This window comes from Camelimonas lactis, assembly GCF_004342915.1.
Lineage (GTDB): Bacteria > Pseudomonadota > Alphaproteobacteria > Rhizobiales > Beijerinckiaceae > Camelimonas > Camelimonas lactis.
In genome coordinates, this window is record NZ_SLWL01000011.1 from 112,695 (window position 1) to 128,893 (window position 16,199).

The 16,199-nt window shown below is 68.6% G+C and carries 13 protein-coding genes and 2 tRNA genes; 10 read left to right on the top strand and 5 right to left on the bottom strand.

The window, feature by feature from the left end:
• The first annotated feature begins 100 nt into the window (after positions 1-100).
• Both EV666_RS12855 and EV666_RS12860 read left to right on the top strand, forming a co-directional pair.
• Entirely contained in the window at positions 101-661 is a 561-nt protein-coding gene (locus EV666_RS12855; protein WP_207906411.1) for an ActR/PrrA/RegA family redox response regulator transcription factor, read from the top strand.
• A 161-nt stretch (positions 662-822) separates the two neighbouring features.
• Positions 823-1,188, top strand: coding sequence for a hypothetical protein (locus EV666_RS12860; protein ID WP_132008562.1), 366 nt, complete (start codon positions 823-825; stop codon positions 1,186-1,188).
• A 131-nt stretch (positions 1,189-1,319) separates the two neighbouring features.
• Here the strand turns inward: EV666_RS12860 and EV666_RS12865 are convergent, their stop codons facing one another.
• Entirely contained in the window at positions 1,320-1,808 is a 489-nt protein-coding gene (locus EV666_RS12865; protein ID WP_132008565.1) for an MmcB family DNA repair protein, read from the bottom strand.
• Between the two features lie 136 nt (positions 1,809-1,944).
• Positions 1,945-3,582 (bottom strand): GMC family oxidoreductase, encoded by a 1,638-nt coding sequence (locus tag EV666_RS12870; protein WP_132008568.1) that lies wholly within the window; start codon positions 3,580-3,582, stop codon positions 1,945-1,947.
• A gap of 331 nt (positions 3,583-3,913) precedes the next feature.
• Between EV666_RS12870 and EV666_RS12875 the strand changes: the two genes are divergently transcribed.
• From EV666_RS12875 to EV666_RS12910, 8 genes are all read left to right on the top strand, one after another.
• Positions 3,914-6,481, top strand: a complete 2,568-nt coding sequence (locus EV666_RS12875) for an ABC transporter ATP-binding protein/permease (protein ID WP_132008571.1) — start codon at positions 3,914-3,916, stop codon at positions 6,479-6,481.
• A 74-nt stretch (positions 6,482-6,555) separates the two neighbouring features.
• Positions 6,556-7,413 (top strand): MBL fold metallo-hydrolase, encoded by an 858-nt coding sequence (locus tag EV666_RS12880; protein WP_245514405.1) that lies wholly within the window; start codon positions 6,556-6,558, stop codon positions 7,411-7,413.
• Between the two features lie 486 nt (positions 7,414-7,899).
• The gene (locus tag EV666_RS12885; protein ID WP_132008574.1) at positions 7,900-8,913 is read left to right on the top strand and encodes an MraY family glycosyltransferase; all 1,014 of its coding nucleotides are present in this window, start codon (positions 7,900-7,902) and stop codon (positions 8,911-8,913) included.
• Positions 8,914-9,066: 153 nt separating this feature from the next.
• The gene (locus EV666_RS12890; protein ID WP_376884996.1) at positions 9,067-10,209 is read left to right on the top strand and encodes a polyamine ABC transporter substrate-binding protein; all 1,143 of its coding nucleotides are present in this window, start codon (positions 9,067-9,069) and stop codon (positions 10,207-10,209) included.
• A gap of 309 nt (positions 10,210-10,518) precedes the next feature.
• Positions 10,519-10,881 (top strand): TIGR02300 family protein, encoded by a 363-nt coding sequence (locus EV666_RS12895; protein ID WP_132008577.1) that lies wholly within the window; start codon positions 10,519-10,521, stop codon positions 10,879-10,881.
• A gap of 91 nt (positions 10,882-10,972) precedes the next feature.
• A tRNA-Ala gene (locus tag EV666_RS12900) sits at positions 10,973-11,048 on the top strand.
• A gap of 320 nt (positions 11,049-11,368) precedes the next feature.
• Positions 11,369-11,444, top strand: a tRNA-Ala gene (locus tag EV666_RS12905).
• Positions 11,445-11,620: 176 nt separating this feature from the next.
• Positions 11,621-12,127, top strand: a complete 507-nt coding sequence (locus EV666_RS12910; protein ID WP_132008580.1) for a CinA family protein — start codon at positions 11,621-11,623, stop codon at positions 12,125-12,127.
• A gap of 164 nt (positions 12,128-12,291) precedes the next feature.
• Here the strand turns inward: EV666_RS12910 and EV666_RS12915 are convergent, their stop codons facing one another.
• The 3 genes from EV666_RS12915 to EV666_RS12925 form a co-directional block, all read right to left on the bottom strand.
• A complete protein-coding gene (locus EV666_RS12915; RefSeq protein ID WP_132008583.1) occupies positions 12,292-13,614 on the bottom strand; it encodes a peptide ABC transporter permease in 1,323 nt (440 codons plus the stop codon).
• A gap of 293 nt (positions 13,615-13,907) precedes the next feature.
• Positions 13,908-14,849, bottom strand: coding sequence for a 3-hydroxyisobutyrate dehydrogenase (gene mmsB / locus EV666_RS12920; RefSeq protein ID WP_280990840.1), 942 nt, complete (start codon positions 14,847-14,849; stop codon positions 13,908-13,910).
• A gap of 71 nt (positions 14,850-14,920) precedes the next feature.
• Positions 14,921-16,075 (bottom strand): isobutyryl-CoA dehydrogenase, encoded by a 1,155-nt coding sequence (locus EV666_RS12925; protein ID WP_132008589.1) that lies wholly within the window; start codon positions 16,073-16,075, stop codon positions 14,921-14,923.
• Positions 16,076-16,199 lie beyond the last annotated feature (124 nt).

Below are 16,199 nucleotides of genomic sequence, written 5' to 3' on the forward strand. Positions count from 1 at the left end.
CCGCCGGCGCGCGCCCGGCGCGTCGCTGATAACCGGCGCCTCCCGGTAGAGAGGCTGGGAACCGCCGGCGCGCGCCCGGCGCGCAGGTGAAAGCATGATCATGGAGTCTTCCGCCCCGTCTCCCGCCGCGCCAGAAGGCGATCGCAGCCTGCTGATCGTCGATGACGACCGCCCGTTCCTGACGCGCCTTGCCCGCGCCATGGAAAGCCGGGGCTATGCGGTGCGCACGGCGGAGACGGTGGCCGACGGGATCGCCGCCATTGAGGCGGAAGCGCCCGCCTACGCGGTGATCGACATGCGCCTTGGCGACGGCAACGGCCTTGAGGTCATCACCAAGCTGAAGGAGCGGCGCGCCGATGCGCGCGGCGTCATTCTCACCGGCTACGGCAATATCGCCACGGCGGTGACCGCCGTGAAGCTCGGCGCCTTCGATTATCTGGCAAAGCCGGCCGACGCCGACGAGGTGCACGCGGCGCTGATGGCGCTGCCGGACGGACGCGCCATTCCGCCAGAAAATCCCATGTCCGCCGACCGGGTGCGCTGGGAGCATATCCAGCGGGTCTATGAGCTGTGCGGCCGCAATGTTTCGGAAACCGCGCGGCGGCTCAACATGCATCGCCGCACCCTGCAGCGCATCCTGGCCAAGCGCGCGCCGCGCTGACCCCCAGAGGCGCCGCCCGGGCCTGGCATGAAACGGCGGACGCGGGCCGCCTCCCGGCGCGGCAACGTCCTGACGTGGCAGAAACTTTCCCCCACCGGGCGGTTTTACGCGTTCCCTGATGCAGGCGGCGTCCGTCTCGCGCAACCCCGTGGAGGGGAGAGATGACAGTCAGAACATGGTTCGGCGCCGCCGCCGCCATGGCCGCGACCATCGCCACCGTCTGTCCGGCCACAAACGCCGGCGCGGCCACGCCGGCGCAGCGCAACGCCATGGACCATATCGCGGCGGTTCTGGCCGCGGAAAAATCCTGCGCCGGCTTCCGGGCCAACCTGCCGCTCATGGTCATGCTGAGCAACCGGATCGGCCTGAAGACGACCCATCCCGGCAACAGGGCCTACCTCGCGGCCCAGATCCGCCATTACCAGAATGAGATCGCCCAGGGCGTCGCGGAGGCGACCTGCGCGCAGCTCTACGCGCTTTACGGCCCCAAAGGGGAAAGCGCGCCCAATCTGATCCGGATGAAGTGATCATCGCTGGCCTGGCCAGACAACCGGCCTGAACCGGCCGGCCGTTCAGGATTTCGCCGCTGCCGGCGCATCTGCCGGGGCAGGCCGCGCCGCTGTCATAGGGGCCAGGCGTTTCCGGCTTCCGCCCGGGTTCAGTCGCGCAGGCCGGCGGCGCCGTCCGGATCGGCCAGGCGATGCAGCCGGCCGGCCGCGGCGCGGGCGAAGCGCAGGGTGACCGCCTTGCGTCGGGCCGGGGCCAGCGGATGGGCCGGCGCGGCGCGCAGCATCTCGGCGCCAAAAGCATCAGCGACAATCAGGCCGGCGTCCTCCGGCAGCACTTCCAGCGGGAAGTCCGGCGCGACGGCGAAGGAAAAGCTGTCGCACCAGTCGCGATACTCATGCCATTTGCCGTCGGCGCGAAAATCCGCCAGCGAGGATTTGACCTCGACGATGGTCAACCGTCCGTCCGGCAGCAGCGCCATCACGTCGGCGCGCCGCCAGGAGGCCAGGGTCAGTTCGCACAGGGTGACGGCGCCAAGGCTGGCGAAATGCCGCCGCACGCCGCGCTGGATCGCCAGGGCCCCCGGCGACTGGCGGCCGTCCGGCGGCAGGATCAGGTCGGCGTCGGATAAACGGTCCATCGCTGTGGTTCCGGCACGTCAGGTTCGTCAATGCAGCCGGCATTGCCATGACATTGGGGCAATATGGAGAACGAACCATGAATTCGCGGAAGCCGCCGACGGCCGGCGGCTTCTTCGCCCACGTCTCCGCCCGGTTTCATTTGCCTCCGGCGTCCAGGATCATCGCCGCGCCCTTCTCGGCGATCATCATCGTTGGCGAATTGGTGTTGCCGGAGGTGATCGCCGGCATGGCGGAGGCGTCGATGACGCGCAGGCCATCGACGCCGCGCACCCGCAGCTGACCGTCGAGCACCGCCATCGGATCGTGATCCGCCCCCATTTTCGCCGTGCCCACCGGGTGGAAAATCGTCGTCCCCACGTCGCCGGCGGCGCGGGCCAGTTCCTCGTCGCTCATCAGGCCGGCGCCGGGCATGTATTCCTCCGGCTGGAAACGGGCCATGGCCGGGGCCTGGACAATGCGGCGGGTCAGGCGGATGGAATCGATGGCGACGCGCACGTCCGCCGGATCGCTGAGGTAGCGCGGGTCGATCGCCGGCGCATCGGCGGCGCTGGCCGAACGGATATGCACGGAGCCGGCGCTGGCCGGGCGCAGATTGGCGACGCTGGCGGTGATGGCCGGGAAGGCGTGCAGCGGCTGGCCAAACGAATCCAGCGACAGGGGCTGCACGTGGAACTGGATGTTGGCGGTGGCGTGCTCCGGCGAGGAGCGGGTGAAAATGCCCAGCTGCGACGGGGCCATGGTCAGCGGGCCGGAGCGCAGCACGGCGTATTTCAGCGCCATCTCCGCCTTGCGCAGCCAGTTGCGATAATCGGCGTTGAGGGTGCGCACGCCTGACACCCTGTAGGTGGGGCGCAGTTGCAGGTGATCCTGCAAATTCTCGCCGACGCCCGGCAGGTCACGGACGACGGGAACGCCTAGGTCCGCCAGCCGCGCCGCCTGGCCGACGCCCGACAGCTCCAGCAGCTGCGGCGAACCGATGGCGCCGGCGGACAGGATCACCTCGCCGCGCGTGGAGGAGAAGAAACTGCGGCCGTCGCGCCGCCACCGCACGCCAACGGCGCGGCCGTTTTCGATGACGACGCGTTCGACCATCACGCCGGTTTCCAGGCGCAGGTTGGGACGCGCCAGGGCGGGCTTCAGGAAGCCGCGCGCCGCGCTCCAGCGCCGGCCGCGCTTCTGGTTGACCTGGAAATAGGACGAGCCCTCATTGTCGCCGCGGTTGAAATCGTCGACCTTGGGAATGCCCACCTGCTCCGCCGCATCACGAAAAGCGTCGAGCACCTGCCAGCGCACGCGGGGATATTCCACCCGCCACTCGCCGCCGGCGCGCTGCAGGTCATTGGAGGGAGCCATGTGGTCCTGCATGCGCAGGAAATGGGGCAGCACGTCCTCCCAGCCCCAGCCAGTGAGGCCGCGCTGGCGCCAGCCGTCGTAATCCGCCGCCTGGCCGCGCATGTAGATCATGGCGTTGATGGCTGAGGAGCCGCCGATCACCTTGCCGCGCGGATAGTTGAGAGCGCGGCCGTTCAGCCCCGGCTGCGGCTCGGTGCGGAACATCCAGTCCGAGCGCGGATTGCCGATGGCGAACAGGTAGCCGACAGGAATATGGAACCAGATCCAGTTGTCGCGTCCGCCCGCCTCCAGCACCAGGACGCGATTGCGCGGATCGGCGGATAACCGGTTGGCGAGCACGCAGCCCGCCGAACCGGCGCCGACGATGATGTAGTCAAAATCCCCCAGGCCGGCGTCATCCGCCTGCGTCTGCGCGTCCATGCTCCAGTTCCTCCCGCGTCCTCTCCGGGCGCCCGATTGTCAGTTCGCCGCAGGTCACCGGACCTGGATCGCGCGCCGCCACGACAGACGGGCGCTGGGCCATTGCGGAGATCGCCGATATAAGCGCAGGGTTGGCGTCAGGGCAAAATTCGATCAAGCTGAAACAGATGACGGATGCAGTTTTCTGACGCATTTTCCCGTGCGGCGTATCCCCGCTTCACAAAAGATCGCTGTCGCCCGCAGGGCGCAAGAGGCCAACGGCCCCTGCCCGGAATGTTCGTTCCGGAAGCCGTGGCGTGTGGGACCCCGTGTCCCGGGAGTTTGACGGTCGATGGAACGCAATCCCATCCGTTTTGTCTGGCAGAACAGCCGTCTGTTGCATGTGGCCGCCCTGCTGGCGCTGCTGGCCATGGCCCCGGTGAACTGGCTGCTGCTTGAATTGCCGCGGATTCTCGTGGACGACGCGGTGCTGGGCGTGGCGTTCCGGGACCGCAGCATCGCCAGCTTCCTGCCGCTGTCGATCCCGCTGCCGGAACGGATGTTCCAGAGCGAGCTTCGCCTGTTCCAGGGGCTGGCGCTGGAGCGCAACGCCTATTTCATCGCCGGCTGCGTCGCCGTTCTCGGCCTGCTGGCAATCCGCAGCCTGCTGATCTCGCTGGTGGCGGCGTTGCGCAGCGTCATCGCCCGGCGCCTCGCCAGCCTGCTGCGGCTGCGACTGTTCCGGCGCATCGCCGGCTCCCGCGGCATGACCCAGGACGACGCCGATGAGGCCGCCCGGCTCTCTGGCGGCGGGCTGTCGGCGATCGCCTGGTTTTTTGGCGACGCGGTCATCGTGCCTGTCATGGCCCTGAGCCAGCTCGCCATCGTGCTGGCGTTCGGCGTGCATGTGGGCGTCCATTCCGGCGCCATGCTGCTTGGCCTGACCATCGCCAACGTCATTGTCATTTTGTGGGTCGCCCGCTCCGAGGCCCTGCTGGCCGAGGAGGCCCGGCGGCGCGAGCGGACGATGACCCGGGCGACGCGCGCCGCCGCCAGCCGCGCCGTCGCCATCCAGTTGCACGGCGCCTTCGATGTCGAGGAAGGTTACTTCCGCAGCCTGCTCACGCGCCTCGACGCCCTGTGGCGGCCCCTGGCCCGCAAGGTCTCCCTCGCCTCCGCCGCCCGCGCCTTCCTGCGCGAATGCGGCCCGCTGCTGATGATCACCTGGGGATGCTGGTGGGTGATGCAGGGCGACCTGACCCTTGGCGGCATGGTTTCCCTGGTGTTCGCGTCCGTGTTGCTGCAACGGCCGGTCAACGCCCTGGTCGCCTGGCGGCGGGAGCGGGACCGGGCGCGCGCCGTGCTCGGCGAGATCGCCCGCGCCAATGGCGCCCTCGCCGCGCGACGGCCGCGCGAGACCCAGCCTCTTACCAGCGACGTGCTCGCCGCGCCGCTGAGCGCCGAAGGGGTGGCGGCGTTCGATCCGGTGAGCGGCCTGCGCGTATCGGGGGTGTCGCTCGACATCCCGCTTCCCGCCCATGTGGCGCTGATTGGCGATTCCGGCTCCGGGGCGGAGGTGTTCGCCGGCCTGCTTGGCGGCGCCTATGACGCCACCGCCGGCTCCATCCGCATCGGCGAGCGCCCGCTGCAAAGCATCGCCGGCCCGACCCGGCCAAAATTCATCGCCTACGCCGGCGGCGCGCCGATCATCCTGGCCGGGACCGTGCTTGAGAACCTGCAATATGGCTGCGCGGAATGGAGCGCGGGCGGGGGCTTCGTGCACGGTCCTGACCGCGCGACGATTGAAGAAGCCGTCCGTGTCGCCGGCCTTGACGACGCGGTCTACGCGCTTGGCCTCGCCGCCACGGTGGAAAATGGCGACGACCCGCAAACCGCCGCCCGCGTGATCGCGGCGCGGCGCGCCGTGCGGGAGGAACTGGAGCGCGCCGGCGCGGCGGCCCTTGTCGATCCGTTCGATCCCGCCGCCTACAACATGCACGCCACGGTGGCGGAAAACCTGATGTTTGGCCTGCCCGTCGGCGATACGTTCGGCGAGGCCAACCTTGCCGCCCATCCGTTCGTGCGGGCGGTTCTGGCCGCCGAGAACCTGGGCCGGCCACTGGAGAACATGGGCCTCGCCATCGCCCGCAGCATGCTGGAGATGTTCGAGGGCGTGCCCGAGGGGCACCCGCTTTTCCGGCAATTTTCGTTCTTCCACTACGGTGAGCGCGGCGCCTACGAAGAATTGCGCGACCGGCACGCGGGCGACCTGCGGCCGCGCGGCGCGGTCGCGGCGCGGGACCGTGACCTGCTGGTCAACCTCGCCTTCCGGTATGTGGAATCCCGGCACCGCCTTGGTCTGCTGGACGACAGCCTGAAGCAGCGCATCGTTCAGGCCCGCGCCGTGTTCCGCGAGCTGTTGCCGCGTGGCCTTGAAGCCGCCGTGGCCTTCTACCGCCCGGATGAGATCTGCCGGGCGGCGAGCCTCGCCGACAATCTGCTGTTCGGCCGCGTCGCCCACAACATCGCCGGGGCCGAGGAAAAGGTCCAGGGCGTCATCGCCGCCACCCTCCGGCAGACCGGGCTGGACGACTTGGTGGTCAGCCTGGGCCTTTCCGCCCGCATCAGCGCCAACGACATGCGCGCCATGGCCGGACGCGAGAACCAGCTCGACCTCGCCCGATGCCTCGCGCGCCGGCCCGACATGCTGGTGGCGGCGGGGGTAACCGAGAATCTTTCACCCTCACAAGCCGCCGCGCTGTTGAACCGTCTGCGTATGTGGCTTGACGGACGCAGCCTGTTCATCACCATGCGCGATGCGGAGCTGGCGGAAAACATGCGAATGGTATGGTTTGCCCGCGGCGGCCTCACGCGCTCGGGCGCCCCAACCGGGGTGGAGAATGGAGAAAATCCGGCATGAACGGTCTGGAGCGCCGCGTGCGCCAGCACACATTGACCCGCGCCCCGCGTCAATAAATTGACATGATGGCTGCTGTGACAAACACCACTGCGGACAAGGGCCTGTCCGTGCGCTTCTGGGGCGTGCGCGGGTCACATCCCGTCTGCGGTCCGCGCTTCGCTTATTTCGGCGGTAATACGCCGTGCGTCGAGGTTTCCGTCGACGGGCAGCGTTTCATTGTCGACGCCGGCGCCGGCCTCATCGAACTGGGCCAGGCGCTGTGCCGCGACGTCGGGTGCGACGGCAGCTTTCCCGCCGATGTCCACCTGCTCCTCAGCCATCTGCATCACGACCACATTTCCGGCCTGCCGTTTTTCAAGCCGGCGTTGCGGGCCGACAGCGTCATTCACACCTGGTGCGGCAACCTTGACGGGGCGAGCGCCGCCGCCGCCCTGGGCGAGATGTACCGGCCGCCGCTGTTTCCCATCAGCCTCGAACAGTTGCCGGCCACCTTTGAGCACCACGGCTTCCATGCTGGCGAGACCCTGCAGATCGCCGGCCGCCAGATCCGCACCTGCCTGCTCAACCACCCTTCCGGCGCCACGGGATACCGTTTCGATCACAATGGCCGCGCCGTCTGCTACATCAGCGACATCGAGCACGACGCCAGCGGCCCCCCGCCCGAACTGAAAGCCTTTGTCGCCGGCGCGGACCTGGTGATCTACGATTCGATGTTTCTGGAAGAAGAATATTGCCGCTGCATCGGCTGGGGCCACTCCACCTGGCGCGAGGGCGTGCGCCTGTGCCGCGAAGGCGGCGCCAGGGCCATGGCGATGTTCCACCTGCACCCCGACAGGGACGATGAGGTTCACCGCAACATCGAGCGGGAACTGGCCCTGGCCCTGCCCGGCTCGTTCGTGGCCCGCGAGGGCCTCACGGTTACCTTCGACTGACTGAAACACGCCCCGGGCGGCGGCCAGGCGCGCCGGTGAGCCGCGCCCCGCCCGTGACCGGACCGTCGCCTGGTCCGCCCGGGCGCCGGTTCGCGCGCGAAGCGCCCGCCGGGGTTGCCGCCTCACCATCGTCACGGCCTCCTCAGTTCTCCCGCCTCACGCGCCCGTATGGCCCGCCCACACGGCCCATCCTGACCCCAGGCGGAAGCGTCGCCCCGTAGCGGAGCGCGCGATACCTTCGCAGGCGTTGCGCATGACCGCCAGAAGGCCGCGGGGATTCGTCTGACAGGCAAACTTTCCACATCATCCTGGGCGCCAAACGGGCGCCTGCCGCGCCGGACGTGGACCTTTTGCAGGCGGTTTCGTGGCGCGCCACGCGCATCACCCAACGCGCCGCGCGCATCACCCGGGCGCCCGCGCTTTCTCAAAACCCCGGGTTGCGGCTATAGGCTGTAGCGCATCGCGCCTTCTTCCTGGAGAACCGGCTTGCTTCCCCTTCTGGTCGTTCTTTTCGCCGCCGCCATCGCCGCCGGCGTCCTGGTGATCGCGCTGCGCCCGCTCCTGCAACGGTATGCCCTGGCCCGTCCCAACGCCCGCTCCAGCCACCGGACGCCCACGCCCCAGGGCGGCGGCATCGCCGTATTGGGCGGCTGCTTTGTCGCCCTGGGCCTGGCGGCCGCGATGGCGTGGCTGCCGCCAGCATCCCGGGACAGCGCCGGCTGGCTGGCGCTGGCGGCGGCTCTGATCGGCCTGATCGGGGCGATTGACGACATCCGGCCGCTGCCCGTGGTGCCACGTCTGGCGGGCCAGGCCCTGACCATCCTGCTGGCGCTGTGGGCTGTTGGCGACGACGCCCGCCTGGCGCCTGCCCTGCCGCTGGCGCTGGAGCGCGCCTTCGAGGTCTTCGCGGGCCTGTGGTTCGTCAATCTCACCAATTTCATGGACGGGCTGGACTGGCTGACCGTCGCCGGCGTCACGCCGCTGCTGCTGGCCCTGGCCCTGTTCGGCGCATTTGGCGGCGCGGGCGGCGACCATGCGACGCTGCTGGCCGTGGTGGCGGCCGCCCTGGCCGGCGGCATGCTGGGTTTCGCGCCGTTCAACAGGCCGCCGGCGCGGCTGTTTCTCGGCGACGTCGGCTCGCTGGCCATTGGCCTGATCGTCGCCTGGCTGCTGTTTCTGCTGGCTTCCGGCGGGGCGCTGGTCGCGGCGCTGCTGCTGCCCATGTACTCTTGCGCCGACGCCACCATCACCCTGTGCCGACGCCTGGCGCGCGGCGAACGGGTGTGGGAGGCGCATCGCCAGCACGTCTACCAGCAGGCGGCGGACCGGGGCTGGAGCGCGGCCCGCGTCGCGGGGACCATCACCGTCGCCAACGTGGCGCTCGCCGGCCTCGCGGCGCTGGCGCTGACCGCCGAAGGGCTCGCCGCGCAACTGGGGCTGCTGGCCTGCGGCGCGGCCGTCACCGGCCTGCTGCTGGCGCGGCTGGGGGGACGGCTGTGAACGACGCTCCCCGGAGCCGGAACAGGCGCGGGCGGCGCATCAGGGGACTGTACGGCGCCGCGCATCGGTGAGAATGTCCCGCGTCCGAGCCGCCGCCAGATCCGCCGCGCGCCAACCATGCGCCAACGATCGCCACGCACCCAGGGATTCGCCATGCTCCGCCTGCGCCCGCCCCGTTTTGCGTCCTTGAGCCGCCGCAAGCTTTTCGCCGCCGCCATGGGCGCGCTGACCCTCGCCGTCGCCGGGACTTCGGGGCCGGCGCGGGCCGATGGGCGCGTCGTCAACATCTACAACTGGTCGGACTACATCGATCCGGCGATGCTGAAGAAGTTCACGGAAGAGACGGGGATTCGCGTCGTCTATGACACCTACGACAATAACGAGATCATCGAGAGCAAACTGCTCGCGGGCAAATCCGGCTATGACGTGGTGGTTCCCACCGGCCCGACCGTACAGCGGCTGATCCGCGCCGGCGTGCTGAAGGAGCTGGACAAGGCGGCCCTGCCCAATCTCAAACACGCCTGGCCAGAAATCGCCGCGCGACTGGCCATCTATGATCCCGGCAACCGCCACGCGGTCAACTACATGTGGGGCACGACCGGCCTTGGCGTGAACGTGGCGAAGGCGCGCCAGGCGCTGGGGCCGGACGTGCAGCTGGACAGCCTCGACCTGCTGATGAAACCGGAGCTGGCCGGCAAGCTGAAATCCTGCGGGATCATGATTCTGGACGCGGCCGAGGACGTGCTGCCCGCGGCGCTGCGTTACATCGGACGCGACCCGGATTCAAAAGCGCCGGCCGACCTGCAGGCGGCGGCGGACGCGCTCGGCAAGGTGCGCGGCGATATCCGCAAGCTGCACTCCTCCGAATATATCGCCGCCCTGGCCAACGGCGACATCTGCATGGCGTTTGGCTACTCCGGCGATATCCTCCAGGCGCGGCGCCGCGCGCAGGAAGCGAAGAACGGCGTCAAGGTGGCCTACGTGCTTCCCAGGGAAGGCGCGCAGATGTGGTTCGACAATTTCGCCATTGCCGCCGATGCGCCGCATCCGGCGGAAGCCCATGCCTTCATCAACTTCATGATGCGGCCTGACGTCGCGGCGGCCAACAGCAATTTCACCGCCTACGCCAGCGGCAATGGCGACGCCCGGGCGCTGGTGACGCCGGCGTTGCTGAACGACCCCAACGTCTATCCGGACGCAGCGACCATGGCCCGCCTGTTCACCACCACGACGCCGGACGACCGCAGCCAGCGCGCCATAACCCGATTGTGGACCCGGCTGCGCAGCGGCCGTTGACCGGGCCGGCGCGCCCATGGGCGCCAGCAACCACACGATGCGTTTTTCCAGATGCGCGGCGCGGCGGATCTTGTCAGGATAAGGATCGCGCGTTGTTCAGGCGGAATCAGGAGCGCCGCCTTGCGCGGAAGCGTCGGGGCGCCCACATCCCGGCCCGACGGCGCGTCGTACTGGCGATGCGTTGTCGTGATGCGCCGTCATCATGCGTGGTCATGGCGACGCGGATCATCAATGAAGCAATCCGTGGATTGACAGCACCGGGCGCCTTTACTAACGGGGACGCTCGCAATTTCCGAAAGAGAGTCTGCTGTGGCAAAGCCGGAACTCGGAACGAAGCGGGTCTGTCCGACCACGGGCCGCAAGTTCTATGATCTGAACAAGGATCCCATCGTGTCGCCGTATACCGGCGAGGCGTTCCCGCGCTCAATGTTCGAGCCGCAGGCAAAGAACACGCGCCCGGCGGATGACGACGCCGACGATGAGAGCGCCGATCCCGCGACCGTGTCCCTCGAAGAGGCCGACAACGACGAGGTCGGCAAGATCGACGTGGACGTCGACGTGGATGTCGATGGCGACAGCGATGACGACGACGCCTTCCTTGAAGAAGAGGAAGACAGCGACGACGTCGCCGGACTTATCGACAGCGACATCGACGACGACGAGGAAATCTGAGCAAAAGCGTTTTGAGCGCTTGTGCTCCGGAGGCGATATGACTATACCGCCTCCATCCACGGCGACCGCCCCAACGGCCGCCGGAAAAAGTGGGGTCATAGCTCAGTTGGGAGAGCGCTTGAATGGCATTCAAGAGGTCGGCGGTTCGATTCCGCCTGGCTCCACCAATCTCCTCCCGCCAGATAGCGGGCGCAGGAGACCCCCCCGAAAGGGAGACGCCGGTCCGCAAGGGCCGGTTTTTTTATGCCATGACGCATGCTGCCCCCCGCGCAGATGGCGCCGGACCTGGCGGTCGCGCCGTGCTTTCCGCCACAGGTTTCGCCCCCCGGGCCGGGGTGGGGGAGCGGGCGGACGGGCCGCGATGGCGGCGTCATCAACAGGCGGGGAAAAAAACGTCGCAGCCCCCATATGACGCTTGTGTATCCGCCCGGCTCTGACTATACCGCGTTCATCCACGGCGTCCGCCCCAACGGCCGCCGGAAAAAGTGGGGTCATAGCTCAGTTGGGAGAGCGCTTGAATGGCATTCAAGAGGTCGGCGGTTCGATTCCGCCTGGCTCCACCAATCATCTCCCGCCATAAAATATGCGCAGGAGAAATCCCGAAAGGGAGACGCCGGTCCGCAAGGGCCGGTTTTTTTATGCGCGCCAGTTTGCGGCTGTCGCCGTTCCCGTGACCGCTTTTCCCGCGGCGCGGTTTTGACGCTGTTCAGGCAGCGAAAAACCCAGCACGCTGGCGCCCATGACCGAGCTGATTCCCCCTTCCCTCACCCGCCTCGCCCATGCCTGCGCCGAACGGCTGTTCGCCCGCAAGGAGACGGTCGGCGTTTCCGAATCCTCCTCCGGCGGCCTGGTGGCGGCGGCGCTGCTCTCCGTGCCAGGCGCATCGGCCTATTTTTATGGCGCGAGCGTCACCTACGCCCGCCCGGCCGCCCGCGCCTTCATGGGCATCGAGCGGTTGCCTCCGGGCATCCGCAGCGCGACCGAGCCCTATGCGCGGATTATGGCCGGCATTGTCAGCGAGCGGCTGGGCGCGACCTGGGGCGTCTCTGAAACCGGCGCGGCGGGCCCTGCCGGCAACAGCTATGGCGATGCGACCGGACACAGCTGCATGGCCGTCGCCGGGCCTGTGAGCCTGTCCCGGGTCATCAGGACGGGCGCGCCCGACCGGGAGGTGAATATGGTGCTGTTCGCCGAAGCCACCCTGCAACTCTTCCTGGAGGCGCTGGAGACGCCGCGGCAAGGTTAGGACAGCTTCCCATCCATCTGGACCGGAAAGCGCGCCAGGGCCTCCTGCCACACGCCGGCGCATCCCTGGCGCGGGCAGATACGGCCGCACAGCAAAAGGCCCCGGACAGGCGTCCGGGGCCAACGTTTTCTGGACCGATGTTTTTCCGGCAGCTGGCGCGGGCGTCAGCCCGCCGCCGGCGGCGGCTTGCGCAACCCGGCCGCCGGGCGGAGATTGCGGAATTCACCGCGCTGAATGGCGACGAAGGTAATGATGGTCGCCCCCAGGGTCGCCAGCCACCAGGACTGGGCGTTGGCGGCGCCAAAGCAGGCGATGGTGAAGGCTGCGCCAAAGCAGGCGACGATGCCGGAGGTCAGGGCCGGATTGTTGTGGCGGCGCGAGGCGAAGATGGCGTAGCCGAGGGCCACGGCCGCCGCCAGCGCGCCGACGACGCCCAGCTCGTACCAGATCTCGAACGGCAGGGTGCGCGGCGCATCCGGCGACAGGAAGCCGGCGACGCGGGCGCGGATGCTGGTGTCAAGGCCATGACCGGTGATCATGCGCAGCGGCTCACGGCCGGTTTCCTCCGCCCAGGCGCGCAAAGCCACGGCGCCGGGATACAGCGGACCGTGAAAGAACTTCAGGAACGGGCGCAGGATCAGGGGAAACAGCGGCGCCAGCGCCAGCAGCGCCGGCATCAGCACCGCGATGACGCGCACGCCGCGATCACCGGTGAGGCGGGTGATTACATACAGCGCCGCGCCGACGGCGACGGCGAGCAGGGCCGCGTTTTCCGGCATCACGCAGGTCGCCACCGCCACGACGCCGAGCAGCACGCAGGCGCCGAGGACGCGGCGGCGCGACACCAGCCACGCCACGGCCGGCCAGACCATCACCGCCAGCACGACAAGGCCGCGCTCCAGCGGGTCGGCGTCCATCAGCTCGGCGTTGACGTCCTGGGCGCGAAACGCCCCCAGCGCCAGGGCGCCCAGCGCGCCAATGGCGACGCCGACAGGAATGAGGTGCAGGTTGGCGGTGCGCACCCGCTCCGGCAGGCTGGCGACGCCAGCGACGCCAATCAGCGTCATCCAGCCGATCTGGATCACCTTGTCGGTGGCGGTCTCGGGAAATGGCGTCCAGCTGATGGACACGATCGCCCAGCCGAGCAACACCAGCGCCGCGACGCCGCCTGGCGTCATGAAGGCGTTACGAATTGCGATGAGGGGCTTTTGGGGGGCGCGATCAATCAGGCTGGCCAGCACCAGCAGGGCCACGGCGATCGGCGTCAGAATGACGGCGGCGCGCCGGGAGACAACGGCGCCGATGGGCAGCAGGAAAACCAGGGTGAAAAAGCCCACGCGACGCAGCAGTTGGGCGGCGTCGACCGTGGGGTCGAAGCGGCCTGTCGCCTGGGCGTGCGCCGGCCGCGCCGACGTCGCGCCCGCCGGCGCTCCGCTGCCCTGAAGGACAGGGCGCGCCGCTGGTTTGGAAGAGCCTGAACCCTGCATGTCCATCCGATTCCGCTACTGGCAAACCAGTCTCGCATAGCGTGGTCTTGATGGCGGCGCCACCTTCATGGCGGGATCATGGCGGTCGCTGTCGGAAGCCCGGGTGAATGATGCACCCGGACATGCAGGATAATTGTTTTATATCAGCAATATAGACACAATCCGCAATCCGCCCGGCTGGAAAATTGTTCCGCGCGTGTTGCAAAAAAACGCACGCCAGATCCCCGCGCCACGAAAAAAGGCCCCGTCAAACGGGGCCTTTCGGGGTTCATCCCGGCGACCGGCGGTCCGGGTCAGTGCTTGCCGTCGCGCAGGAAGTTGATGATGCCGGAGAAGTCAGCGCCGCCGAAGCCCGCCGCCGCGAACCGCTCGTAGAGCGCCGCCGCCGCCGCGCCGAGCGGGGTGGCCGCGCCGCTGGCGCTGGCCGCTTCCTGGGAGAGCTTCAGGTCCTTCAGCATCAGGTCGACAGCGAAGCCTGGCTTGTAGTCGTTGTTGGCCGGAGAGGTCGGCACCGGGCCCGGCACCGGGCAATACGACGTGATCGACCAGCACTGGCCCGAGGAGGTGGATGCCACATCGAACAGCGCCTGATGCGAGAGGCCCAGCTTCTCACCCATGGCGAAGGCTTCGCACACGCCGATCATCGAGACGCCAAGGATCATGTTGTTGCAGATCTTGGCGGCCTGGCCGGCGCCGGCGTCGCCGCAGTGCACGATCTTGCCGCCCATGATGTCGAGCACCGGCCTGCCGGCGTCGAAAGCGTCCTTCGCGCCGCCGACCATGAAGGTGAGCGTGCCGGCCGCGGCGCCGCCGACGCCGCCGGACACCGGCGCGTCGAGGGCGGTCATGCCGGCGGCCGCGGCCATGTCATGGGCCTTGCGGGCGCTGGCCACGTCGATGGTGGAGGAATCGATGAACAGGGCGCCCGGCTTCGCCAGCGGCAGGATCTGCTCCCAAACGCCCAGCACCAGCTTGCCATTCGGCAGCATGGTGATGATGACGTCGGCCTCCGCGACAATGTCGGCGGCGTTTTCAGCGACGCTGACGCCCTGGGCGGCGGCGGCCTCACGCGACGCCGCGGAAAGGTCCGCGCCGCGCACGGCGTGGCCAGCCTTGACCAGATTGGCGGCCATCGGGCCGCCCATGTTGCCGAGACCGATGAAAGCGATGGTGCTCATGGGAATGCTCCAGGAATATGGCGGCGCGCGCGGCCGGAACTGACGGCGGCGCCACATCCGCTTTGACGTGATGCGCCCCTGACGCCAGGCGCCGCCGACGGCGCCCGGGCCTTTGGATGGATGGATTGCTAGCGGCCAACCAGGGCGCGGGCGACGATCACCCGCATGATCTCGTTGGTGCCTTCGAGAATCTGGTGCACGCGCAGGTCGCGGACGATCTTTTCGACGCCATACTCGTGCAGATAGCCATAGCCGCCGTGCAGTTGCAGCGCCTCATTGGCCACGTTGAAGCAGGCGTCGGTGACGAAGCGCTTGGCCATGGCGCACAGCTTCGTCGCCTCCGGCTCCTTGCGGTCGAGAGCGGCGGCGGCGCGCCACAGGAAGCTGCGGGCGGCCTCAAGCTCGATGGCCATGTCGGCGATGCGGAACTGCAGCGCCTGAAACTCGTCGAGGCGCTTACCGAAGGCCTTGCGCTCGTTCATGTAGGCCAGCGACTTCTCCAGCGCCGCCTGGGCGCCGCCGAGCGAACAGGCGGCGATGTTGAGACGGCCGCCGTCGAGGCCGGCCATGGCGATTTTGAAGCCATCCCCCTCGTCGCCGAGCCGGTTGGCCACGGGCACGCGGGCGTTGTCGAAGATGACCTGGCGGGTCGGCTGGGCGTTCCAGCCCATCTTGCGCTCGTTGGCGCCAAACGACAGGCCGGGCGTGTCCTTCGGGATCACCAGGGTGGAGACGCCCTTCGCCCCCTCGGCGCCCGTGCGGACCATGACCACATAGACGTCGGTGTCGCCAGCGCCGGAGATGAACTGCTTGGCGCCGTTCAGCACGTAGTCGTCGCCATCGCGCACGGCCTTCGTAGACAGCGCGGCGGCGTCGGAGCCGGCGCCCGCTTCGGTGAGGCAGTAGCTGGCCATCCACTCCATGGTGGTGAGCTTCGGCAGCCATTGCGTGCGCTGGCTTTCCGAACCCCAGGTGTCGATCATCCACGAGGCCATGTTGTGGATGGAAATGAAGGCGGCGACGGCCGGGCAGCCGGTGGCCATGGCTTCGAAGATCAGCGCGGAATCCAGCCGCGTCAGCCCCGATCCGCCCACGTCCTCACGGATATAGACGCCGCCCATGCCAAGGGCCGCGGCGGCGCGCATCTGCTCAACCGGAAAATGCTTCTTCTCGTCCCATTCCAGGGCGTGCGGCGCGATCTGCTCGCTGGCGAAGGCGCGAGCCATGTCGCGAATGGCGACGTGATCTTCCGAGAGGGCGAAAAATGGCGTGCTCTGGCTCATGCTTCCCCGTTCCCTCTTCCCGTTCCCGCCAACTGTTACTGGCGGCCGGCCCACTGTTCCTGTGGCGCGGGCCAGACCTGATCCGGCCCGCGCATGCCCCTCGCCCGGCGTCGTCCGCCGGGCG